The 24609-nt window shown below is 63.7% G+C and carries 12 protein-coding genes and 2 riboswitches; of the genes, 11 read left to right on the forward strand and 1 reads right to left on the reverse strand.

The annotated features are described in order from the left end of the window. Positions 1–18: 18 nt before the first annotated feature. Positions 19–315, reverse strand: a complete 297-nt coding sequence (locus U5S82_19905) for a hypothetical protein (protein MDZ7753842.1) — start codon at positions 313–315, stop codon at positions 19–21. A 155-nt stretch (positions 316–470) separates the two neighbouring features. Further along, a riboswitch (SAM riboswitch) is annotated at positions 471–549 on the reverse strand. Between the two features lie 551 nt (positions 550–1100). On the opposite strand from U5S82_19905, the gene U5S82_19910 reads away from it, so the two are divergent. From U5S82_19910 to U5S82_19960, 11 genes are all read left to right on the forward strand, one after another. Further along, positions 1101–3953, forward strand: a complete 2853-nt coding sequence (locus U5S82_19910) for a DEAD/DEAH box helicase (GenBank protein ID MDZ7753843.1) — start codon at positions 1101–1103, stop codon at positions 3951–3953. Further along, positions 3950–8857, forward strand: coding sequence for a hypothetical protein (locus U5S82_19915; protein MDZ7753844.1), 4908 nt, complete (start codon positions 3950–3952; stop codon positions 8855–8857). The genes U5S82_19910 and U5S82_19915 overlap by 4 nt, the downstream gene beginning before the upstream one ends. A 60-nt stretch (positions 8858–8917) precedes the next feature. Then, the gene (locus tag U5S82_19920) at positions 8918–9331 is read left to right on the forward strand and encodes a hypothetical protein (GenBank protein ID MDZ7753845.1); all 414 of its coding nucleotides are present in this window, start codon (positions 8918–8920) and stop codon (positions 9329–9331) included. After that, positions 9328–12006 (forward strand): ParA family protein, encoded by a 2679-nt coding sequence (locus tag U5S82_19925; GenBank protein MDZ7753846.1) that lies wholly within the window; start codon positions 9328–9330, stop codon positions 12004–12006. The genes U5S82_19920 and U5S82_19925 overlap by 4 nt, the downstream gene beginning before the upstream one ends. Positions 12007–12055: 49 nt before the next feature. Further along, entirely contained in the window at positions 12056–12193 is a 138-nt protein-coding gene (locus tag U5S82_19930) for a hypothetical protein (protein ID MDZ7753847.1), read from the forward strand. A gap of 239 nt (positions 12194–12432) precedes the next feature. Further along, on the forward strand, positions 12433–18849 hold the full coding sequence (locus U5S82_19935) for a DEAD/DEAH box helicase (GenBank protein MDZ7753848.1): 6417 nt from the start codon (positions 12433–12435) through the stop codon (positions 18847–18849). A 32-nt stretch (positions 18850–18881) separates the two neighbouring features. Beyond that, positions 18882–20999, forward strand: coding sequence for a 3'-5' exonuclease (locus tag U5S82_19940; protein ID MDZ7753849.1), 2118 nt, complete (start codon positions 18882–18884; stop codon positions 20997–20999). A gap of 205 nt (positions 21000–21204) precedes the next feature. Continuing rightward, positions 21205–21732 carry a hypothetical protein gene (locus tag U5S82_19945; protein ID MDZ7753850.1) on the forward strand — a complete coding sequence of 176 codons (528 nt, stop codon included), beginning with the start codon at positions 21205–21207 and terminating at the stop codon, positions 21730–21732. A gap of 292 nt (positions 21733–22024) precedes the next feature. Continuing rightward, positions 22025–22103, forward strand: a riboswitch (SAM riboswitch). A gap of 150 nt (positions 22104–22253) precedes the next feature. Beyond that, complete coding sequence (locus U5S82_19950; GenBank protein ID MDZ7753851.1) at positions 22254–22478, forward strand: hypothetical protein; 225 nt, start codon at positions 22254–22256, stop codon at positions 22476–22478. A gap of 11 nt (positions 22479–22489) precedes the next feature. Further along, positions 22490–23593: a hypothetical protein gene (locus tag U5S82_19955; protein ID MDZ7753852.1), complete on the forward strand. Its 1104-nt coding sequence runs from the start codon at positions 22490–22492 to the stop codon at positions 23591–23593. Positions 23594–23614: 21 nt separating this feature from the next. After that, positions 23615–24448 carry a hypothetical protein gene (locus U5S82_19960; protein MDZ7753853.1) on the forward strand — a complete coding sequence of 278 codons (834 nt, stop codon included), beginning with the start codon at positions 23615–23617 and terminating at the stop codon, positions 24446–24448. Positions 24449–24609 lie beyond the last annotated feature (161 nt).

Below are 24609 nucleotides of genomic sequence, written 5' to 3' on the forward strand. Positions count from 1 at the left end.
ACGTGGACTACGTATTCGTCAGCCATCCTGATTCCCTTTATCCGCAAGCCGGGCCATTCGCCTGGCGTCGCGGCGGGCGTTGCGGGCCCGACGACGCTCAATGAAGCGGTTGACTCGCCACGGCTCGTAGCTGCACTGGAGCACGAGGCCAAGTTCCATCTCTTCATGGATGGCGCGTAACATCTGCTGCCAGGACAGGTCCACCACCTCCGCCGCGGCATTCCCGGGGGCTTCGGAGGCAGGCTGTCGCGGGACGGGGGAGCGGGGAAAGGGGACGATGTGGCCACGGTGGCCACCGGGGGTATGTTTGCTCATGGTCGTTCCTGCGCTCCCCAGGGCCTCAGAGCGCGGGGTCCGGTGGGGAGCGTGAACGGACGACCAACGCTTTAGCCGGGATTTATAGGCCGCCCCGGCAAGTTGTTGCTTAAATCCGGCGGCTCGCGGGCATGAAAAAACCCACCTGGCGCAGCCAAAGCGGGTTCTCGCCCGCTTTAGCTGCATTTATAACGCGCCCAGCAAGCTGGTGCTCAAATCGGCGCAAAAGGTATTCTGATACCCTTAGTCCCTGAAATGCAAGGGTAAGGTACACCGCTCTGCGGTACGGGCCACTGGCGAGGTTTTAAAGAATGATTTCGTTGATGGCGTATGTTCGCCTCAACAGCCCAGGGGGGCTTCCTAGGAACATAATGGCGGGAATTTTCAAAGGGCGACTGAAAGCCAAGCTGCAGCTTGGTATCGCTGTTCAGGCTGCCGCGGACTCGTTAGGGATTGCGGTCGGCCAGGACATCCGCCTACCGCAGCATCAAGCGGCCAGCGAAGGTTCGCCTGGTCTATGAAATTGGTTTGCGCGATTGATGTCGTGGTCAAATAGGAGGCTCAAGCCCGGAACGCGATAGCCCCATAGCATGGCGTGGGCCGCTTGACCCAGATGTCCCCGTAGGCGCAGGATTCTGAAGATAATTAATCAAACAAAATAACGACCTGGACACGTAATGTTTGCGTTATCCAGGGCCGCTGTTAGGAAATTCTCTGTCGCCCAATAAGAGTGCCAGACACGGATGCGATAAGGAGCAGGGGTGGAGGCGCACTACTCGCCCGGGATGCGGGTCGAGATACGAGATGCCGAGTGGCGGGTCCGGCAGGTGGACCGGAGTTCCGACGGAGGTCATCTGCTCACTTGTGAGGGGCTGTCCGAACTCGTGCGCGGGCGGGAGGCGCGCTTTCTCACCAGGCTGGAGGGACAGGTCCGGGTGCTGGACCCTCGGGATACGGTCCTCGAGGACGACACCGCCAGCGGTTATCTCGCCAGCCTGCTCTATCTCGACACGGTTATCCGCAAGACCCCCGTCTCTGGGAAGCGGATTCACATGGGCCACCGGGCCGCTCTCGATCCCCTGCCGTTTCAGCTGGACCCGGCGGTGCAGGCCCTCAGCCAGCCCCGTTCCCGCATCCTTATCGCCGACGCCGTGGGTCTCGGCAAGACCCTGGAGGCCGGGATCCTGGTCTCCGAACTCATCGCCCGGGGGCGCGGCCGGCGCATTCTCGTGCTGGCGGTCAAATCCATGCTGGCCCAGTTCCAGCAGGAGTTCTGGAACCGATTCACCATCCCCCTGGTGCGCCTGGATTCCCTCGGTCTGCAGCGGGTGCGCAACCGCATTCCCGCCAACCACAATCCGTTCCACTACTTCGACCGCAGCATCATCTCCATCGACACCCTCAAGCAGGACATCGAGTACCGCCACTACCTGGAACAGGCCCACTGGGACATCATCATCATCGACGAGGCCCACAACGTGGCCGACCGGGGCAGCCGTTCTCAACGCGCCCGCCTGGCGCGGCTGCTGGCCACCCGCTCGGATACCCTGATCATGCTCTCGGCTACCCCCCACGATGGCAAGGCCCGGAGCTTTGCCAGCCTGGTGAACATGCTGGATCCTACGGCCATCGCCAACCCGGACGACTACCAACACGAGGATTTCCGGGACAAGGGCCTGGTCATCCGTCGCTTCAAGGCGGACGTCAAGGACGACCTCGGGGGCCACCTGCCGGAACGGCAGATAGCGGTGGTCAAGACGCCGGCTTCCTTGGAAGAAGAGGCCGCCTACGCCGAGTTGGAGGGCGTTACATTCCATACACTGGATGGCCGTCGGGGCGGGGGCGGAGCCCAACTCTTCCGCACCACCCTGAAGAAGGCCCTCTACTCCAGTCCCGCGGCCTGTCTCGGCACCCTGGAGAACCGGACACGACGCCTGGAGCAGCGGCAGCCCACGCCTGAGATCGCGGCTGATCTGGACAAGCTCCACGGGCTGCGCCTGGCCGTGGAGGCCATCGCACCGGCACGCTTCAGCAAGTACCAGCGCCTCCTCGCTCTCCTCGGCGATGGTGGCGAGGGCCTTGGCTGGACACCCAACGAACCCGGGGACCGCCTGGTGCTCTTCACCGAGAGCCTCAGGACCCTGGAGTTCCTGGAGGCACGGCTCCCCAAGGATCTCGGGCTCAAGAAGGGCCAACTCGACGTGCTCCGGGGCGATCGGCCGGACCGTGAGTTGATGGAGGTGGTGGAGGCCTTCGGACGCGGGGACAGTCCTGTCCGCCTGCTGCTGTGCTCGGACGTGGCGGCGGAGGGCATCAATCTCCATCACCTGTCCCACCGCCTCATCCATTTCGACGTCCCGTGGTCGCTGATGCTGTTCCAACAGCGCAACGGCCGCATCGACCGCTACGGCCAGCAGCACCGGCCCCAGATCCGTTACCTGATCACGGAATCCACCAACCCGCGCATCCAGGGCGAGCAGCGGGTGCTGGAGATCCTCATCGAGAAGGACGAGCAGGCCCAACACAATATCGGCGACCCTTCCGAGTTCCTCGGTCAGTACACGGTGGAAGGGGAAGAGGACAAGGTGGCGGAGATCATCGAGCAGCAAGACGATGACCTGGCGGCCCTGTTCGCCCGGATCCTCGATACCCAGCAGGCCGCGGCGGCTGCGCCGCTGAAACAGTTCACTCCGCCCGCCACCCCGAGCAGGACCCTGACGGAGGTGGCGGCAGAGGGTTTCAGTCTCTACGAGGACGACTTCCACTATGCGGCCGCCGCCCTGGAGTGGCTGCGGGCCTGCGGCGTGCTGCTCCAGGCCGAGGTGAACCAGGAAGCCCGCCGCGTGGCCCTCACCGCCCCGCCAGACCTCCAGCAGCGCCTGCGCCGCCTGCCGCCCGAGTCCCGCCCCGAGGGCGACCGCTTCATCCTCAGCGCCGACACCCGGCTCATCCAGGAGGAGTTGCGCCAGCGCCGGGACGAGGACAGCCTCTGGGCCCAGCGTCAGTATCTCTGGCCTTTGCACCCGGTGATGGAGTGGCTGGCCGACCGGGCCCTGAACGCCTTCGGCCGCCATACCGCTCCGGTCCTGCGTTTGCCGGGCCGGCTGGCCGCCAATGAGTCCGCTTTCCTCGTCCAGGGCGGCTTCCCCAATCGCCGCGGTTACCTGTTGGTCCAATCCTGGCTCGGCGTCCTTCTTCGCGACGGCGAGGTGGTGGAAGAGCTGGCGCTGGAACCCTTCATCGCGCGCCTCGGCTTGGCCCCCGGCCAGGTGCCCAACCGGGGCATCGCCGGTGATACCCGCTTCCTGCAGGAGCAGCTGCCCGGGGTCGTGGATCGGGCCGACGAGCGCCTGCGTGCCCACAAAAAAAGGGAAGAAGTGGGGATAAACGAGCAGCTCAATCGGCAGATGGAGGCCATGGACAGCCTCAAGCAACACCATGTTCAACAGCTCGATCTCGAGCTGGCCGCCAGCGACCAGCCCGATACCTTCAAGGCGCGGCGCCGTGATGAGCGCATGGCCCACATCGAGCGCATCTTCCAGGACTACGAAGACTGGCTGGAGGATACCCAGCTCACCGCCGACGAACCCTACCTCCAGGTCATCGCCGCCTTCACGGGGCAGGAGGCACAGCCGTGACCTGGGCGGGGATCATCAACGACAACGAGTTCTACTCCGAGCATTACCTCTCCGAGGTTTTTCTAGGCGACATCAAGGAGGCCATGGACCAGTGGCAGCAGGCCGAGACCGCGGCCCGCCAGACCGCCGAGGACTCCGGCAGGAAGGGCCAGCTCCCGGACCACGAGCTGGCGCCGTGGAACCGTCTCGGCCGCATGGGCCACGCCTACGTCCAGGGGCTCTCCATGCTGGAGCGCGAGCGCGACCCGCAGCGCCGCGTGGAGGCCCAGCGGGAGCTGGTGCGGGAGTTGCTGTCGGCCCTGGGCTACGACTGGTCGCCGCGCCGGGTCCCTGCCGGCGACGAGGCGGAGTTCCCGGTGCTGGCGGAGTACCAGGATGCCACCGGTGCGCCGTTCTTGTGGGCGGTCCAGGCGGTGCCCCTGGAGGAGCCGGACACGGATCCCCTGGCCGTGCCTCTCCAGGAGCAGCAGTTCCTCACCCTGGGCCCCACGCCGGTGCCCAAGGTGCTGGCCGACGGTAGCGGCCTGGTGGACTGGCAGGGGGCGCTCGCCCGTTTCATCTTCGCCCAGCCTCGCCCGCCGCGCTGGGTGCTGCTGGCGAGCCCCCGCCAGTGGCTGTTGGTGGACCGCGCCAAGCTCGCCCAGGGCAGGGTGCTGCGCTTCGACTGGGTGGAACTCTTCACCCGCCGCGAGACCGAGGCCCTCAAGGCCGCCAGCGCCCTGGTGCACCGGGATTCCCTGGTGGCGGGTGACGGCCAGAGCCTGCTGGACACCCTGGAGGAGAGCGCTCACAAGCATGCCTACGGGGTCTCCGAAGACCTCAAGTACGCCTTGCGCGAGTGCATCGAGCTGCTGGGCAACGAGGCCGCCGGCCAACTCATCGCCACCGCCCAGGCCCAGAAGAAGGGCATCTATTCGGGCCAGCTGGACCCGGGCCAGCTGAGCCTGGAATGCCTGCGCTACATGTACCGGCTGCTGTTCCTCTTCTACATCGAGGCCCGCCCGGAGCTGGGTTACGCCCCCATGGCCTCGGAGACCTACCTCACCGGCTACAGCCTGGACCACCTGCGGGAGCTGGAGCTGGTTTCCCTTACCCAATCTGCCGAGCAGCAGGGCCGCTACTTCCACGATTCCCTGCGGACCCTGTTCAGGCTGGTCCACGAAGGCTATCAGCAGGCCCAGGGGGACCTGCTGGCCCGTAACACCGGTGGCGACGCCTTCACCATGGCGCCCCTGCCCTCCCATCTCTTCGACCCGGAGCGCACACCCCTTCTCAACCGGGTGGTGTTCACCAACGTCACCCTGCAGCAGATCATCCGCCTCATGTCCCTGTCCCGGCCGGCCAGGGGGCGCCGGCGGCGCGGGCGGATCTCCTACGCCCGCCTCGGCATCAACCAGCTGGGGGCCGTCTACGAGGCTCTGCTCTCCTACCGGGGGTTCTTTGCCACGGAAGACCTCTACGAGGTCAAGCGTGCGGGCGACCCCAACCCGGATGCCCTGGACACCGGTTACTTCGTCAAGGCCGAAGAGATCGAGCGTTACAAGGACGGCGAGCGGGTCTACGACCGCGACGAGGCCGGCCACCGCGTGTTGCGCCGTCACCCCAAAGGGCGGTTCCTGTACCGCCTGGCGGGGCGGGACCGCCAGAAGTCGGCGTCCTACTATACCCCCGAGGTCCTCACCCGCAGCCTGGTGAAGTACGCCCTGGCCGAACTCTACAAGGAGCAGTTGGACCCGTTGCCCGATGATGCCGCCCGCGCCGAGCGGGTGCTCGGGCTCAAGATCTGCGAGCCGGCCATGGGCTCCGCGGCCTTCCTCAACGAGGCCATAGACCAACTCGCCGACAAGTACCTGGCCCTGGCCCAGAGCGCCCGGGATGAACGTATCAGCCAGGCCGACTATGCCCGCGAGAAACAACGGGTGAAGATGTTCATCGCCGACAACAATGTCTTCGGCGTGGACCTCAACCCTGTGGCAGTGGAGTTGGCCGAGGTGTCCCTGTGGCTGAACGCCCTGTCCGCGGACCGCTTCGTGCCCTGGTTCGGCCTCCAGCTGGTGAACGGCGATTCCCTCATCGGCGCCCGCCGCGAGACCTACCCGTCGTCGAGTCTCGCCAGGCGCGCGAGCGACCCCGAGTCCTGGCTCAAGTGCCCCCCGGAGCGCACCCCCCTGGGCCAGCCGCGGCCGGACGGCCGCGTATGGCATTTCCTCGTGCCCAACACCGGCATGGCCCGCTACACCGACAAGGTGGCGAAGGCCCTGCATCGCGAGGAGATCAAGGCCATGGACCGCTGGCGCCGGGAGTTCACCCGGCCGTTCTCCCGGGAGGAGCGGGAGCGCCTGGAGATCCTGTCCGCCCGCATCGACGCCCTGTGGGACGAGCACGCCGCGAGCCTGGGCCGCCTGCGCGCGCGCACCACCGATCCTTACGGCGTCTACGGCCATGAGGCCAGTGGCACCCGGACCAGCCTTTCCTTCAAGGACGAGGCCCTGGCCGGCGAACTCTATGCCCTGTACCAGAAGAACGCTACGGCCTATCGCCGCCTCAAGCTCGCCATGGACTACTGGTGCGCCCTGTGGTTCTGGCCCCTCGAGCGCCACGAGGACCTGCCGGACCGCGAGGAGTTCCTGTTCGACCTGGAGAACCTGCTGCTGGGTGACACCGTGGCCGCCGGCCCGAAGTACGAGGTGCGGGACCTGTTCCCGCCCACCCAGGACCAGGAGGAGGGCAGGCGCTTCATCAATCGCTTCGGGGTGGTGAACCTGGAGGCCCTGTTCAAGGCTTTCCCGCGCCTCCGGCAGGCCCACGAAATGGCCGGCAGGCGCCGCTTCCTCCACTGGGAGCTGGAGTTCGCGGATATCTTCGCCGGGCACGGCGGCTTCGACCTGGTGCTGGGGAATCCGCCGTGGATCAAGGTGGAGTGGGAGGAGAGCGGGGTGCTCGGCGACCACGAGCCCCTGTTCGTGCTGCGCAAGTTCACGGCCAGCAGGCTCAACGAGCTGCGGGAGGAAACCTTCCACCGCCTGCCAGAACTCGCCGCCGCCTGGCGGACCGAGTACGAGGAGGCGGAGGGGGCGCAGAACTTTTTAAACGCTCAGGTGAACTATCCCGAGCTGCGGGGAGTGCAGACTAACCTGTATAAGTGCTTCCTGCCACGCGCGTGGCATATTGGCAACGACCAGAGTATCGCGGGTTTTCTCCACCCGGAAGGGATTTACGACGATCCGAGAGGTGGCTCTTTTCGAACGGAGGTCTACTCACGCCTGAAGGCACATTTTCAGTTCCAAAATGAAAGAAAGCTGTTCCCCATCGGTAATCGAAACACGTTCAGTATCAATCTTTATGGTTGTGATGCGCGTGATATCCCAGACTTCATTACTTTGGCGAACCTATTTGCAGCTCGCACCATTGACTTCTGCATGAACCACGATGGCAGTGGTATCCCAGGCGGAATTAAGACCGAGGACGGGTCTGATTGGAATGAGGAAGGCCATAGGGACCGGATCGTTCCTGTAAGCAAGAAAGAATTGGACCTTTTCGCACGCCTCTATGACGAGGAAGGCACTCCCGCCATGGAAGCACGACTGCCTACCCTGCATACCCGTCAGCTTCTTTCAGTGCTGGAGAAATTCGCCGCCCAGCCACGCCGGCTGGGGGACCTCAAGGGCGAGTACTTCTCCACGGTCATGTTCGACGAAACCTATGCGCAGCGAGACGGCACCATTCGCCGCGAGACTCGCTTCCCCAAGGATGCAAAGGAGTGGGTCCTCTCCGGTCCCCACTTCTTCGTCGGCAATCCCTTCTTCCAGACTCCAAAACGCGTATGTGAGACGCATCGAGCGTATGAGAGGCTAGACTTGGAGACTCTGCCCGACGACTACCTGCCTCGCACCAACTACGTCCCCGCCTGCTCGCCGGACGAGTATGCCGCGCGAACGCCGAAAGTGCCGTGGATCGAGCCGGGGGAGAGCGAGCCAAGGCGCGCAACGGAATGCTTCCGTGTCAACGTTAGTCGCGGACTAAGTCAATCTGGCGAGCGTACTCTTCAAGGCTCGCTGATGCCTAAGCAGACGGCACACATAGACGGCGTGTTCAGTGTCGCGTTGAAGAGTTTGACCCTCGTTCCAATTCTAGCTTCACTTTGGGCTTCTCTACCCTTTGATTTCTTTGTAAAGACGACGGGGAAGAGTGATTTCAGAGGTGATCTTGCAAAATGGCTTGCTATTCCCTCTGAGGCGGAGGATTCAATCCCCCTTCTAGCGAGAATTTTGGTTCTCACGTGTCTGACCAAGCACTTCGCTGAGTTGTGGAAAGGTTCTTGGCGAGATGAATTTCGGAGTTCGTCCTGGGCGGTCGCATCTACGTCGGATGCAGCTATCCGCTTACCTGTCGAATTTTTTAGCGAACTCAGACCTGATTGGAACCGCCACTGCGCCCTCCGCACCGACTACTCCCGCCGCCAGGCCCTGTTGGAGATCGACGTCCTGGTAGCCCAGGCCCTGGGGCTCACCCTCGAAGAGTTGCTCACTGTCTACCGTGTCCAGTTCCCTGTCATGCGACAGAACGAAGCCGATACCAGGTACGACATGAAGGGCCGCATCGTCTTCACCCCCAGCAAGGGCCTGGTGAACGTGGGGCTGCCGCGTAAGGCGCGGAAGAAGGACCCGGGGGATGGCATCCACTACGGCATCCAGGCCCCGGGCCGCACCGAGCAGGGCATCGCCCTCGGCTGGGAGGACGTGCGCGACATGAAGGAAGGCGTGGTCACGAAGATCTTCATGGACGATACCCTGCCCGGCGGACCGTTCGAGCGCACCGTGGAATACCACGCCCCCTTTTACCGCCCGGACCGGGAGCAGGACTACCGGGTGGCCTGGGATTTTTTTCGGGACAATCGCCAATAGCGCCGAAACGGCGGGCGGCGATGCATGAGCAGGAAACCAAAGAATAGGACGAGATGACAGATGGACCCCAAGAGCGTTGATGAGTGGATGGCCGTGGCAAAGGAGCGACTTGAAGATGCTAGGGCGGTGAACCAAGGAGTGCCGAATTCCGTCGGCGCCGCTTATCTGGCAGGGTACGGTGTAGAGTGTGGTCTCAAGGCCTATTTAGATTTTCAAGAAACAGCGATCCCGAAAGGCCGAGATGGACATGACTTGCTGAATCTGATGCGTATGGCCGGGTTGCAACTGAGCAGAGCCGCCCCGGCACAAGATCAATCGTGGTTGATCGAGAATTGGAGCGTGGATTGGCGCTACCGTCGAATGGCCGACCCACCAATCACAAGCTCGAAGAAATGCGTGGAGGCGGCTGGAAAGCTTCAAGCCTATGTCAGTAAGTTGATCGCCCGCCAACGCAGTTCTAGGACTAGACGATGATGACCCCAACAGAGATCGAGCAGCGAATTCGCAGGGCCCTAGAAAGTGAAGGAGTGGATCCCGATACTTTGAGGGTTGCAGCAGATCCATATGGCGGTTGGCAGGTTCGCATCGTAGCAGCGGGTTTCGAGGGGATGGCGGAAGGCGAACGACGCGGGCTGTTGCGGAACGCGATGGAGGGTGAGCCCCTGAGTTGGCGGCAGTTGTTAGCACCCGCAGAAGAGGCGGATGCCGAGTCGTTCCCGAGATCCGAGAACAAGTCCTTACCGCTCTGGCCGGAGAGCCTGGCGCGGGGCGCAGAACGCCGGTCGGAATCTCAGCTCGCGGTCTTTCTGAGTGACTGCCCCGAGGAACTCTCACGCCCTGTGACCGCTACTTTCTATTCACTCCGTGGTGGTGTCGGGCGATCGACTGCCTTGGCAATTACCGCTCGGTTGCTTGCGGAGCAGGACCTGAAGGTCGTATGCCTGGACATGGACCTCGAGGCGCCCGGTCTGGCCTCCCTGTTCGGCGTCGAGGGGCAGCTCGGTGACCACCAAGGTATTGTTGAGCTGCTGCTGGCACTCGATCAGGGGCTTCAGCCGGACTTCCCGGACCATTTGTTGCCGGTGGATGAGAACGGCCGGTTGTTCTTGCTCCCGGCAGGCCTTCCCGGCGCCGCCTATGCGCGAAATCTGCGCCTATTGGACCCGGCGGCCTGGTACACAGAGGATGAGAACCCGCTGCGCGACTTGCTAGATGGCGTACGAACGAAGCTGCCTTTCGTGCCGGATGTAGTGTTGATCGACTCACGCACGGGTATTAGTGCGATCAGTGCGCCGCTCCTCTTCGAACAGGCGGATCTGGCAATGGTGTCGCTGTTCCCAAACGCGCAGGCCAAACGAGGTACCGCAGCGCTCGTGGAAGGCCTATTGGCGGCGAGCAACCGCCGTGGCATGGAGTTTTACGGCCAAGCGGTTGGACCGGAAATCCGTTTTATCGTTGGCCCGTTACCGACCGGTTCGCCAGAGGTTCAAAAACGCCTATGGCACCGGGCCCTTGAATGGGTATCGGAGTGGATTGAGCCGGTACAGAAACCGCGGGTGTCAGCCGGCTTGCTGGAACTGGACGAAGCAGAAATGACCACTGCCGTCCCTTATCGGGAGGTAATAGCCGCGAGTGACGTGATCAACGAGTGGTCGACTGACGTGGTCGACGAGGGGTCGACAACCGGTGGACCCTACGGGCGGGTCGCCGGCTGGATCAACGGCTTTCTGATGCCAAGTGTAGAGACAACGGAAGCACCGTCAGATGCGACGACCAAAACGGATATTCTCGACGATCTGCAAGTAGAGACCGGTGCGGCCGAAGACCAAGAGGAGCTGCTGTCGGTATTCATCGAAACTGATGTGGTGCGGCGGGCTCTCAAACCCGACTATCCGGTTATATTAGGGCGCAAGGGGACTGGCAAGACGGCGTTGTTCCGCAAACTGTCGGAGCTACCCCCGAAAGGCACTGACTCCTCCATTGTGCATCCTCCACATGGCAGTGCAAAAAGAGAATGGCACTTGACTACTTCTGGGTTTCGCCGCGTTGACCAGGAGTTTGTCCAGACCGGCCGAATGACTTGGCAATCGTTCTGGGCAGCCTATCTCATTGTCGGTATCGTCAACTCAATGGATGAGGCCGAGCTGCCAAGCTCGCTTGAGCGGCCAAATGCGAGCCCGATAGGCGATGCCACGGCCTTACTGGACTGGCTAAAGTCCTTGTTGACTGATCCGAAGGCGGACCTGCTATTGGAGGAGGCGCTGCAATGGATCGATAAGCGTCTGGAACGTCCCCTTTACCTGGTTTGGGACGGCCTGGATGTTGGGTTCGGCAATGAGAGGGAGGACCGCGAACGGCGCGAGCGAGCCCTCGTTGGCCTGCTAGCGCTCATAATCGAGTGGGAAAAGCAGCTTCAAAACATCCGTTTCAAAATCATGCTTCGGGAGGATATCTGGCGTGATCTACGTTTTGAGAACAAAAGCCATCTCTACGGCCGATCTGTGGCCTTGCGCTGGAGCGATAAGATCACTTTCCTTAAGGTCTTGCTCAAACAGCTCTGGCGCTCAGACAAGCTCCGGGAGTATGTAGAGAGGAACATTCCGAAATCCAAACGGGTGGAGGATGTACCGGTGGAGGACTGGGGGGATCAGGACACGGTTAACGTCTGGGAGCTTGTGGTCGGTGCCCGGATGAGCGGCGGCAACACTGCCTTCACCAGAAATTGGGTCTGGAAGCGTCTCGGCGATGCTAACGACGACCACGCTCCCCGCCACCTGCTTCAGCTGTTCTCCAAGGCTATCGACTGGGAGAAGAACCAAGAGAAGACATCGTCTTATCAACGCAGTCTCATTCGGCCCAATACCCTGGTCAAGGTGCTGCCCGACGTCTCCAAGCAGGCGTTGGATGCCATGCTGGAGGAATTCAAGGAGCTGGAGCCGGTGTTCGATGCGCTTCGCGAAATCGGCAAAACGCCGTTCAACGCGGCCGAAGCCGATTCCGTTTCGGGCATGAATACGGAGCTGCTTGACCTTGCGCTGGAGGTCGGCCTTCTGGGTATCCATGAAGGCACCGAGCGTGCTCCGGAGCGGTATCGCGTACCTGAACTCTATCGCCTGGGGCTTGGGATGGCCCGCAAGGGACAGGCATGAATGCCCAGTTGATGTGTCATCGGTATCTACGGCCCCCGGCTGGGGGGACGTGAAAAACCTGGAGGAAGATACCATCACCGAGAAGCTCAGGGACAACACCCTCGCCGGCGGCCCCGTGGAGAGCAGCGTGGCCTACCACGCCCCCTTCTACCACCCGGATCGGGCGCAGGACTACCGCACAGCCTGAGCCATCTTCCAGCAACGCCATTCCGAGAGCTGAAGGAGACGTCATGTTCCAACCGGGCACCTGGGTCCAGACGCACCCGGGCCGAGTCCAAGCGGAGGGCCGCCCGCCGGGCGGGATGAGGGGCCAGTCAGACACCGGCTCGGCGGCTGGCTTACGCCCCCCTCACCCCGGCCCGCTCTCCCGGCGGCGAGACGGTGCCAGTGGGTTGCGGCTTGTTTCCGTCCTGGGGGGATGAACTGATGCTGCCCTCCGTCGTCGCCAGCGAACTCCAGGACGCCATCCGCCGCTTTCTGCAGGCCACCTTCCCCATGACTACCCCGGGTTTCCGGCGTGACGACGGCAGCACCATGCTGGACGATCTGCTGGCGGATCCGCGGGCCCTCTTCCGGGGTCCCTACCTCAGCCTGGGGCTGCCTTTTCGCCGGATGGGGGAGGGTGATGAGTTGCCCTTCGAGTACCTGGAGCTATCCTTCACACCCTACCGCCATCAGCAACGGGCCTTCCAGCGCCTGTGCGGCCCGAGCCCCCACTCAACCCTGGTGGCCACGGGTACCGGCTCCGGCAAGACCGAATGCTTCATGTTGCCCATCCTGGACTACTGCGCCGGACAGAAGGGCCAGGGCGTCAAGGCCATCGTTATCTATCCCATGAACGCCTTGGCCACCGATCAGGCACGGCGCTTCGCCCGGGAGATCCATAACCGCCAAGGCCTTCGAGGCAAGGTGAGTGTGGGGCTCTACGTAGGCGACCAGGAGCGGACGCCCCGGAAAACTATGGCGCCGGACGACGTGATCACCTGCAAGGAAACGCTGCGGGAGTATCCCCCGGACATCCTGCTCACCAATTACAAGATGCTGGATTTCCTGCTCATGCGCCCCCGGGACCAGCGCCTGTGGCGCTTCAACGAGCCGGGAAGGCTGCGCTACCTGGTGGTGGACGAGTTGCACACCTTCGATGGTGCCCAGGGAACCGATCTGGCATGCCTGATCCGCCGCCTGCGGGACCGCCTGGTGCCCCAGGCGGACCTGGCCTGTGTGGGTACCTCGGCCACCCTGGGCGGCGCCAGCGCGGCCCGGGAATTGGTGCACTACGCCGAGCGGGTGTTCGCCGGCCCCTTCGGCGAGGACGCGGTGATTCTGGAGGATCGCCAGACGGCGGATGAGTTCCTGGGCGAAGCGCCAGTAGAATTCACCGAGTGGCCCACCAGCGGCGTCAACCGGGCCATCCGCCCGGAACTCCACGACTCCGCGGTCGATTACCTGCGCGCCCAGGCATTGCTTTGGTTTGGTGCCGCGGCCCCCGAGCTGGATGCGTCAGAGCCGACAGGGGCAACGAAGGCGCGCTTCGATCTGGGGAACCGCCTCAAGGAATGTGCCGCCTTCAGGGAGCTGGTCTCCCGCGCCAATTCCATCATAGACATCGGGCCCCTGCTGGCGGAGTGGGAGGCCCGGTTCCGAATCGGCCCTACCCAGGCCCGACAGATGCTGGAGAGCCTGCTGGCACTGGTCTCCTGGGCGCTTAGGGCCAAGACGCCGGGTGTCGAACCGGGAGGTGAGGATGACGGCGGGCCATTGGTGGATGTGCGCGCCCAGTTGTGGCTGCGGGAGCTGAGCCGCCTGGTGGCCGTCGTAGGCCGGCGGCCGACCCTCCACTTCGCCGATGATCTGACGGAGCTGACGAGCCCGCTCCACCTGCCGGCCGTGCACTGCCGGGAATGTCATGCCACGGGCTGGGTATCGGTGCGTGAGCCCAGCGAGGGCCGTCTGGAATCTGACCTCCAGACCATCTATCGGGCCTACTTCGCCCGCCATCCTGATGTCTCATTGTTGTTTCCCCTGGACAATGATCCACCCACCGGCGAGATCAAGGGCATCGATGCTCTCGCCTGCCCGCAGTGCGGGCAGATCTTCTCCAGGCGCGACGCCGACGCCTGCCCGCAGTGTGGCGCCGGGGAGGTTGTCCGGGTGTGGGAGCCCAACATGCGCCGGACCGTAAGCAGGGGCGACCAGAACCAGCAGCGCAGCCATCACGACTGCCCGTTCTGTGCTGCCGCCGAGGGCCTGAGCCTCATCGGCTCCCGCGCGGCATCGCTTTCCAGCGTGCTTATCGGCAAGCTTTTCGCCACGCCCTACAATGACCACCGCAAGCTGATCGCCTTTTCCGACGCAGTCCAGGATGCTGCCCATCGGGCCGGCTTTTTCGGGGCCCGCACCTACAGCACCCTGGTGCGGTCGGCCATCGCCCGTTTTATCCATGCCCAGGGCGAGGGCATGCCGCTGTCCATGGTGGCGGCGGAAACCCCACGCTACTGGCGCAACCACGTTGCTGATGACGAGACCTTCGTGGGTACCTTCATCGCACCCAACATGGAGTGGCTGAGAGGCTACGAGCGCTTGCGGGAAGATGGACATTTGCCCACCCCCAGCGACCTGCCACAACTGGTGGAGGAGCGTCTGACCTGGGAGGTCTTGCAGGGCTTCGGACTGCGGGCACGCATCGGCCGCACCCTGGAGCGTTCCCTCACCGCGGCGGTAGGGGTGGACGAGAATACCCTGCGGGAGAGCGCGCGCCGGCTCGCCACGCGGCTTGGCGAGGAGATCGGCACCCTGCGCGGCCTTGGCGAGGAACCCACTTATCGGTTCCTGCAAGGGCTGTTGTGGCGGCTGCGGGTACAGGGGGCCTTCTACCATCCGCTGCTGGACGGTTATATCCAGGCCCGGGGCAAGCCCTACGAACTCTACCGAACGCCTCAGATGCCCAACTATGGTGGCGCCGCGCGGCCGCCGGCGCTGGTCACCCTGGCCCGGCTTTGTGATTCCTTCACGGCGCTCCACCACGAGGGCCAGTCCTGGTATTACGGCTGGTTCAACAAGGTGATGGCGCTCGATGAGGCCGTGCTGGCCTCCGCCGAGTATCGCCAGGTGATGTCTCTGACGGTGGAGCACCTGACCCGCGACGATTACCTGGTGGAGCGCCACACCACCGGCGAGTCGGTTTGGGGGCTGAACCCGGGACAATGGATCTGCACCACGGCCGTGGACGACTTGGCCTGTCATCGTTGCGGCCACCGCATCCAGGTGCCGCGGGAGGACCGCGCCGCATGGCAGGATATGCCTTGCCTGCGCGCCGCCTGCGCAGGCGCCTACCAGCCTGCCCCTGCCGGCCGCCCCGAGCGCGTCATCGGGGCCGGCCCGCCTCACCGGCTGGTGCCTGCGGAGCACACTGGCCTACTGGACGCGGACCTCCGCCACGAGGTGGAGCAATCCTTCATGCGCGGCACCGCGGCCTGGGATGTCAACCTGCTGTCGGCAACTCCCACCCTGGAGATGGGAATCGACATCGGGGACCTGTCCAGCGTGCTGCTGTGCTCGGTGCCTCCCGCCCAGGCCAATTACCTGCAACGGATCGGGCGTGCCGGCCGGCGGGACGGTAACGCCCTGACCGTCACGGTCGCCAATGCCCATAAGCACGACCTCTATTTCTTCTCCGATCCTCTCGCCATGCTGGCCGGCGAAGTGCGTCCCCCGGGCGTTTTCCTGGAGGCCACCGCCGTGCTGGAACGACAGCTCATCGCCTATTGCTTCGACCGCTGGGCGGCCACCGGCATCGATGATACCGCCATCCCGGGTCAACTGCGGGTCGTCCTGGATGGGTTGGAGGCCACGGGCGGGGAACGTTTCCCCCAGTCTTTACTGCAATTCATCGAGGGCGCAAGGGCCGATATCCTGCGCGGGTTCCTCGCACTATTCCCCGACCTCACCGAAGAAGCCCAGGAGCCTCTTCGTGCCTTTCTTTATGGTACCAAGGACAAGTCGGGGCTCGCCCATCGACTGACAAACCGTCTCTATCAGTTGGTGGACGAGCGCCATAGCCTCACCAAGCGCATAGACCGCCTGAAGGATCAGAAGAAGCGCCTGGAAAACCAACCCCAGGACGAGGCCGTGCGGGAGGAATTGGACGGTTTGGAGGCGGAGCGCGGTGCCTTGCAGGCCCTGCGGCGGCGCATGAACGCCAAGCCTACCCTGAATTTCTTTACCGATGAGGGCCTGCTGCCGAACTACGCCTTTCCCGAGGAGGGCGTGACCATCAATTCGGTGATCCTGCGGCGAATTAGCCAGGCGGAACGCACCGGCGATGATGCGGGCCAGCGGTACGAGCGCATCAACTTCCAGATGCAGCGCCCCGCCCAAGCCGCCCTGAGCGAGCTGGCTCCCCTCAGTCGCTTCTACGCCGTAGGACGGGAGGTGGAGATCGACCAAGTGGACCTGTCGGTCAGCCAGACCCAGGAGTGGCGACTGTGCGACCGCTGCCACTACACCGAGAATCTGGCGGAGAGCGGTGATCCCCACAGCGTGTGCCCCCGTTGTGGCAGCCCCCAGTGGGCGGACGCTGGCCGCAAGCGTACCCTGCTGAGGTTGCGCCAGGTGTTCGCGACCGCCGATGACCGCACGAGCCGCATCGGTGATGACAGCGATCAGCGGGCGCCCTCGTTCTTCAACCGCCAGATGCTGGTGGACGTGCCGCCGGGTTCCGCGACCCACGCCTATCGGTTGGCGGCCGAGCAGTTGCCCTTCGGTTTCGAGTACGTGCCGCGGATGCGACTGCGGGAGATCAACTTCGGCCAGCCGGAAGGCCAAGCCGAGGAATTCGCCGTGGCCGGAGAATTCAGTTCCCGGCCCGGCTTTCAACTCTGTCGCCATTGCGGCAAGGTGCGCCGCAACGCCCGCGGCCGGCGTCCCACGTTCCAGCATGCCTATGATTGCCGCCTGCGCCGGCCCGGTGCGCAGGAGAAGGACGAGGACTACTTCGACAGCCTCTACCTGTTTCGTGAGTTGGAGTCTGAGGCAGTCCGCATCCTCCTGCCCCTGGCGGAAGTGGGGACGTCCGGCAAACGCCTGCACTCCCTGATCGCCGCCTTGAGCCTCGGCCTGCGCCGTTACTTCCGGGGCAATGTGGACCATATCCAGCTGGCCCACCATTCCGAGCCCACGGGTGGCGAGAGCCGCAAGCACTACCTGGTGCTTTACGACAGCGTGCCGGGGGGAACGGGCTATCTCAAGGAGTTGTTGAGAAGACCGGAGAACCTGATGGCGCTCCTGCAGGGGGCCTATGACGTCATCAGCCGCTGTGGGTGCCGGGAGGAGGAGGGCAGGGATGGTTGCTACCAGTGCCTGCTCGCCTATCGGGAGAGTCGCAGGATGGACGAGATCTCCCGCCAGGCGGCCGAGGAGATCCTTGCGAAGATCCTGGCCGAGGCGGATACCCTTCAGCCCATCGATGGTCTGGGATCCGTGGACATCAACGCGCTCCTGGAGAGCGAGTTGGAGCAGCGCCTGGTGAACGCCCTGGGCAACGCGCCGGGCGTGACGTTGTCGCCCGAGTTAGTCAATGGCAAGCCGGGCTTCTTCCTGACCATTGGCGGCCCGGGTACCGGATTCGAGCGCGCCGCCGCCTGGAAGGTGGAGCCCCAGGTCAACCTGGGGCCGGCCCACGGCGTCGCCACCAATGTGAAGCCGGACTTCGTCCTGTGGCCGTTACGCGAGCGGCCCGGGCTGCTGCCCGTTGCGATTTTCGCGGATGGTTTTCAATACCACTATGCCAAGCTCGCCGACGACACCCTGAAGCGCCAGGGCCTGTTGGACAGTGGGAGGTTCCGCGTCTGGAGTCTGGGCTGGCATAACCTGCCCATCGCCGGCATGAAGCAAATGAACCCCGCCGAGCATCTGCTGAAGACCGGCCAGCAGTCCATGATGCAAGAGCTCTGGAGCAGGCTGGCCGCGCAGGGGGGTTGGTCCCATTACATGGAGTACTCGAGCTTTATTGCCGAGGGCCCCTTTCGCTGGCTGCTCGCGTACCTCAGCGCTAGCGACGATGCGCTCGACCGGCTCCGGCATGCCGCGCTCTCCCGCACCATCGGCTGGCTGGACCCGCGGAGCCGTCGGGACCCCGAATACCGGCGGGCGATGCTCGCGGAACTCTCCACCCAACTGCCGGGCCACGTACACGAGTGGCTGGGCAGAACTTCAGAGGATCCGTCGCTACTCGGGGGCATGCTGGCGGCCGCAGGGACCTTGGAAGGCGAGATTCGTGCAGTGTGCCGGCTGCCGTATAGCGCCATGGAGCAGGCCAAGCAAGGGGTACTCGAGCCACTGTGCGGAGAGGTGTCCGTACATGTGGCCATCGATGACGTCCATGCCCGCCAGGACAAGGACTTCGAGGGTGTGTGGAGTGGCTTCTGGGGTTGCGCCAACCTGTTGCAGTTCCTCCCCGCCTTGACCCTGTCGTCAGCCACCGGGGTGACACAGGGCATCTATCCTATTTGGACAACGCCGCCCAAGGGTGAGGTGGCGGCTGCAGGACAGTCGGAAGCAGCGGATGGCAACTGGCGGGAGGTGGCCGACCTGTCCGTATTCGGCGAGGCCATCCTGTTGCTGAAGGCGCAGGGGCTGCCACCCCCCGAGGTCGGTGTCGAGCTGCTAGATGGCTCCGGCGAGGTGCTGCCCGAGCTGGAGTTGGCATGGCGGGACCAGCGCCTCGCGGTAGTGGAAGAGCTGGGTTCAGATGCACAAAAAACGTATGAGCAGATGGGCTGGACCCTGTTCGTAGGGCTCGACGAGACGGTCGCCCGGGAGCTGGCGGGGCGGCTCGGTGAATAAATGGCACAAGAAGGAGCAGGAGGGTGAATGAAATGAAGCCGATGGTGGCCATCTACGACGACTTCCTGGAGGCCTATGCCGCCATCCCCAAGGCTCAACAGAAGAAGGTGATGAGCTTCGTCACCAAGTTCCGGCATGGCCCGTTCAGCTCCGGCATCAACTACGAGAAGATCAACGACGCCGCCGATCCGAACTTCCGATCCGTTCGCATCGACCAGGACTACCGCGGGATTGTGCTGAGCCCCGAGCAGGGCAACGTCTACATCCTGCTGTGGGTGGCCAAGCACGATGATGCCTACGATTGGGCCCGGAACCATACCTGCCAGGTGCATCCCGAGACCGGCAGCCTCCAGCTATTCGAGTCGGCAACCGAAAGTGCCTTGGCCCCCGATGCCGCGAAGCCCGACGCGGACACGGCGCCACCCCTTTTCGATCTGCGTGACCGGGAGCTTCTGCGCCTGGGTATACCGGAGAATCGGCTCGACTTGGTCAAGTCCCTGCGTACGGAAGAAGCGCTGGAGGCCATCGAAGATCAGCTGCCCGTGGATGCGTTCGAGGCCCTGTACCTGATCGCGGCAGGGAGCGACCCAGAAGAGATCATGCAGGAGTATGCGGCAAAACAGGCCGTGGATACCTCGGACTTCGCAGCTGCCCTGCAGCGGAACCAGTCCCAGCGCAGCTTCTGTGTGGTAGAGGATGACAAGGAGCTGGAAGCCATGCTCTCCGCGCCCCTGGAGAAGTGGCGCGTGTTCCTGCATCCCTCCCAGCGGCGTCTTGTGGAGTGGAACACCAACGGCCCGATCCGGGTGCTGGGTGGGGCCGGAACAGGCAAGACAGTGGTGGCCATGCACCGCACCCGCTGGCTGGTGCGCCAGGTGCTGGCTGCCACCGACAAGAGGGTCCTGTTCACCACCTTCACGGCCAATCTGGCCACCGACATCAAGGAGAACCTGCGCAAGATCATGAAGCCGGAGGACCTGCAACGGGTGGAAGTGACCCACGTGGACCAGTGGGTGAGCCGGTTTCTGAAGCAGCACAAGTATCCGCACCAGATCGTCTACGACAGCCAGCAGAAGTACAGGAGATGCTGGCAGTTGGCGATGGACGCGAAGCCAGCCGAGCCCGACTTGCCCGAGAGCTTCTTCAAGGAGGAGTGGGAGCGAATCATCCTCCACCAGCGGATCACCGACCGCAAGGAGTACTTCCAGGCCAAGCGCACGGGACGTGGAGTAGCCCTCACGCGCGCGCAGCGCGCCGCTATCTGGCCAGTCTTCGAGGAGATGAGGATTCAGCTCCACCAGAAGGGCCTGCGCACCATAGAGGACGCGACCCAGGACGCTGCGGACCTGCTGGACGGCGGCCAAGCCTATCCACCCTTCGCCGCCGTGGTGGTGGACGAGGCCCAGGACATGGGCCCGGAGGTCATGCGCCTGATCCGCAGGCTGGCGCCAAAGGGAGGAAACGACCTGTTCATCGTCGGTGACGGGCATCAGAGAATCTACCGCCGCCGCTACGCCCTGAGCGCCTGTGGCATCGAGGTGCGAGGGCGCAGCCGCAAGCTTAGGATCAACTACCGGACCACAGAGGAAACCCGCCGGTTCGCGGTTTCCGTGCTGGAAGACCAGCCGGTGGACGACCTCGACGACGGCACTGACACCGAGTCCGGCTACCGCTCACTGATGCATGGTGAGCCCCCCCAGGTGAAAGGGTTCTCGACGCAGGCGGAAGAGTTCGAGTGGCTGGCGGAAGAGATAGGACGCCTCCATCAAGCCGGCGAGCCCCTGAAGAACATCTGTATCGTTGCACGCACCAATGCCCTACTGGAGGCCTACGAGGCCGCGCTGCAGGAGCGTGGCATAGCGTGCGCCCGACTGAGCCGCAAACAGCCCGACGACCGCAACAGGGAGGGAGTGCGCCTGGCAACGATGCACCGGGTAAAGGGCCTGGAGTTCCGCTACGTGATCATCGTCGCGGTAAACCACGACATTATCCCGCTGCGCCATGCGGTCCAGAGCACGGAGGATCCCACCGAGCAGCGCGCCACTGAGCTAACCGAGAGGGCCCTGTTGCACGTATCCGCGACGCGAGCGATTAATGCGCTGGCGGTCACTTATTACGGGGCGCCAAGTCCGTTTTTACACGAGAGTTAGCTCAGAAGCGGAGCGCATGGGTATTGGAGAACTGGCTGTGCTCAAGTATCGCGGGGGGGTGGCCGATACTGAGATTGCATGGTACAGAAGTGATTACTTGGCTCCGTGTTTCTGAGCAGAAACGCCTGCCTGTGACACACGGCGGAAGATGGTCTCTAACCGGTGATCCAGGGTAGGGACAAGGCCTGAATGGAGGAGTGCCAGGATGAGTAAGTCATTAAAGCCGCGGTCGGTTTTCGCGGAATCTGAAGACGGGCGAGGCATGTTGAACGGTTCGCTGCCAGAGGTCGTGGTCACTTCCATGTATGAATATGAGGACATCCTAGAGAACTTTGCTCTTAATCCCAAGAAGGGCCTCGAGTATCAGCGGCTTGCCGAGGCAGGTGATCCGAAAGGCCAGTTCGCGTTCGCCATGTACGCGTTGCATGGTTACCCACCAACCTGTTTCACGGATGGTATGGCTTGGATGAGAGCCTCTGCTCAAGGTGGCTTCCGTGCGGCTCAGTATTTTCTGGGGCGCTTCTACTCGGCCCCCGTCCGAGAGGAGGCTGAAGTGCAGGCCGCTTGGGCAGCGAAGATCTTGGCAGAGATATTCGATCAAGGTGCTGGAGTGCCCAGGAACGCCGGGGTTGCGAGCCGGTGGTGGGAGATGTCGGCACACTGGAACGAGTTTATCCCTGATTCTGTAGTCACCGGGCAGCAGTTGGCGGAAAGAGTGGCGGGCGAGCCCTGAATCGGCGAGGAGTGGGGTGCAGGGTCCGCATCAGTGCCCGGGCGGCCGGGGGCTGTAACTTTGGGTGTCGTTTGTCGATGAGGAACCGTACCTTTGTGGTGAAGGCTATCCGGCCTGTCTAAGGTGTCGCAGCCCCGTTCGGCATCCGGGGATGCCTTCCAGGCGCTCTTGAGGCAGCTGCCCGGGGATCAGAACACTCCAGATCAACCTGATCGTTGGCGCCGCCGCCACGTTCGTGACCCCCGTCACATTTGGGTACGCCGGGGTTGTCCCCCAGGGGTTGGGGGAGTAATATTTCCACTGCGCCGATTTGAGCCGACAGCTTGCGGGCGCTTTATAAATGCAGCTAAAGCGGAAGACACCCGTTCTGGCTGCGCCGAACGGGTTTTTTTGTGCCGCCGATTTGAAGCGACAGCTTGCAGGGGCGGGATAACAAGTACTTGCTAAAGCGTCAGCGGTCCGACTTCTCCCCCGGGCCCGCTCACGCGGGTATCTGACCGGGGAGTCCAAGGAGTCGAACCATGCCTGAGTTTGCCGTCGGTGACCTCGTCATCCTCCAATACCCCGACCATTACTTCCGTTACGACGGCGTCCACGCCCTCGTTATAGCGCTCCTTGACCACGGTGCGGAGTACTGGGTCCAAGTGTTGGGCGGGCCAATGTTCCGCTGTGAGCCCCACCAGTTGCGCCGGCCGGACTTCGATGAGGAGGAGACCTCATGCGACGTGGCGATGGTGAGCGCGTGAAAGGGAAAGCCATGTCCAGTCAATTCGATGTCATCGACCACGCCATCATCAGCGATTACCTGGAGGTGGCGCGCCCGCCCGGGGCCGCGGACATCGACCTCGGGTTGCACCTGTACGCCCGGATCGAGCGTGGGCGCGACCTGCTGGGTGGCGAGGAGAATCCGCTGGAGTGGAGGTTCGACGATTTGAGCATCAGCAACGCCGTCGCGCGCCTCGTTCTCGCGCCGGTGGTGGACCAGGTGCAGGCGGTGGTGCCATACGAGAGACGTGTGGAACGGATGCGCCCGTCGCCAGTGGTCTCGCAGTTCCTGTTGGCGGTGCGCTGGCATGACAGCGGTCCCAATCCCTCGCTGGAGGGCTACACCCTGGGCTACCTGCCGGAGTACGAACAGTACGTCCTGGTTGCCTCCCGCAAGGGGGGCTTCTGGTACGGGTACAGTGACCGAGCGGTGGCCGCCATGCCGGCGGATCGGCCGGCCCCCGAGGCGGCCGAGGCCCTACTGGTCGAGTGGTGGACCGTCCTGCTGAGTGGACTTCCATCGCAGCCATGGGAGGAGGTCTGGGCGGCCGGGAGCGTCGATGAGGTCCAGGCGCTGGCTTGGGCATCCCGGGTATGGGGCCCTGAGCTGGTGGAGGCTATCAACCGGGACCCGCGCCAACCCGGGCCCCGGCCGGACCGGGAGCGTAGCGTGGCGGCCCTTGACGCCATCGTCGCGCGGCGGCGAGCGGCCGCGGCGGACAACGTCACGCCCCTCCCTGGCGCCGGGAGATACCGAGTCTTCAAGGGCACCGCCGCGCTTGCCAGTACCTGCTTCATGGAACTTCGCCCCGGGCGCGGAGATGGGACCTACTGGCACGAGAGCGCCCTCTACGTCGACGAGGAGGACTTTCACATTGCCGACTTCGCCGTGAGGCGGCACCTGCGGAGCTATGACGAGTACAACACGGACAACAACCTGCCCAGGGTCCTGGGCCTGCGCGTGGCGGCCGACTGGGAGGCCGCGGCAGGGGCGCTGGAGGAGGGCTCGGCCGTGGCCCGGATGTACCGGGACCTGGCCGCCGGGCTGCGGGAGATGTACGAAGACGAAGAGTGGATCTGCATCATCGGGATTTAACTTTCTGCAAGGAGGAACACAATGGAAATCATGTTTCCAGAATCGGATATCCATGGGCTCGGGTTATCGCTTGGAGATTGGCGGTTCGCCATACCACCTTCCGATGTCCCCGTAGACACTGACCTTGATTACTGGCTGGGGCAGTCCCAGGACGGCCGCGTCTGGGGATTGGCCGCCACACCAAGCGGTGTAGAGGAGGGCGATTATCCACAGCCGGAGGTGCTGCTCCTGCTCCTGGACCCGCCCAAACGCCAGCCCGGGGCCATCTCCAGCATTCTGTTCAGGGTGTGCTTCGCGGGGAAGGAGGAGTCCGTGGAGGACATCCTCCGCAGCGCGCCGTTCCAGTCGTACCGTTCGGTCCGAGACTTTCTCCCGGGCCTGCCGGCGTCCTGGCTGGATTTACCCGCGACCTTGTCCATCCGGTTCGAGGTATCGGAGAACGGTGGGGTCGGCCCCGATACCTTCGAGGAGTACTACCGCAATTCATTGGCGGGGGCCATGCGTGTGCTGACCGAGGAGCGGTTATGGGGCGTCCTGGTCGGCTACTCCCTGTCGGTGCAGGAGGTGGTGCCGTTTATGGGCTGGAACGTGGACTGGCCCCTCTCCCGGAGGGGTAGGGACAGGCCGACCCGTCGGGAAAAGGAACAGGGAGTGGCACCCTGGGAGCGCGAGGACAACAGCACGTTGTTCACCGTCTACCAGGTTACGCGCCGCGTCGGTTATGGGCTTCAACCGCACTGCTGCGCCGACACCTCGCTGCGTCTCGAGGTGGGCGGCCGCACGCCTGAGGAGGCCACCGAGAACTGGCACCAGTGCGCCCGGTTGCTGAGGCGGGTGAAGAGGGGGCTCGTGTGAGGGGCTAGAAGTTTCCTGGAGCCGACAGTCAGCGCCGCGTGCAAAAGCACGACGGTTAGCACAAACGGGATCGTCTCAAGCTTCGTTCCGAATTAGTTCAGCATGTTCTAAGTTTGAAGATGGCAGGAGTGGCTTGTTCTTCTGAGAGCTGCTTGTATGGA

This window comes from Gammaproteobacteria bacterium (assembly GCA_034522055.1).
Lineage (GTDB): Bacteria > Pseudomonadota > Gammaproteobacteria > JAABTG01 > JAABTG01 > JAABTG01.